Genomic DNA, 691 nt, shown 5'->3' with positions numbered 1-691 from the left:
GCTAATGCAATTCACTTCACAGACGCTACGGCTCTGCCCGAACCTGATTAATTACTTATGCCGCTTGCTCTAATTCGCGTAAATAGCGATTTAGGACCACTTTAGCAGCGTTTTTATCCGCATTATCTGAATGACCGCATGACAGACAGATAAATTCTGCCTGAGTTTTTCGGTTATTCTTTTCTGTATGACCACAGCAAGCACATTCACGGCTAGTATTTCTAGGATTTACTTCACCGTAAATCCCGCCTTTCCATCGCATTTTATATTCAAGTTGGCGACGTAATTCATGCCAGCCTTGATCTAAAATGGATTTATTAAGCCCTGATTTAGCCGCGACATTCTTGCCGTGATTTTCGCTGTCACCTTTCGCTGATTTACTCATATTCGCAACTTTTAAAGCTTCACAGATAATCATTGCGTGGTTCTTGCAGATTTCAGATGTCGCTTTATGTTGGTAGTCGTTGCGAATATTGGTAATGCGTTGATGCAGCCTGCTTACTTTGAGTTTTTGTTTCTTCCAGTTCTCGGAGCCTAAAGTCTTTCTCGATAACTTACGCTGTTCGATAGCTAACTTATCTTGATAGGACTTAAAAGAATGGACGCCATCAAAAACACCCTCGTTACCACAACAATCAGTGGATAAGGTCATGTTTTTGGCGATACCCATATCAATGCCTGTCATTTCACC

General features: G+C 41.5%; 1 protein-coding gene. It reads right to left on the bottom strand.

Annotation, left to right across the window (positions count from 1 at the left end):
* Nucleotides 1-55: 55 nt before the first annotated feature.
* On the bottom strand, nucleotides 56-691 hold a 636-nt coding region (locus IEW93_RS21890), incomplete at its 5' end, for an RNA-guided endonuclease InsQ/TnpB family protein (protein WP_188741291.1).

This window comes from Shewanella inventionis, from assembly GCF_014641855.1.
Lineage (GTDB): Bacteria > Pseudomonadota > Gammaproteobacteria > Enterobacterales > Shewanellaceae > Shewanella > Shewanella inventionis.
The sequence above is the reverse complement of the archived record's forward strand: the minus strand, read 5'-3'. Positions and strand labels throughout refer to the sequence as shown.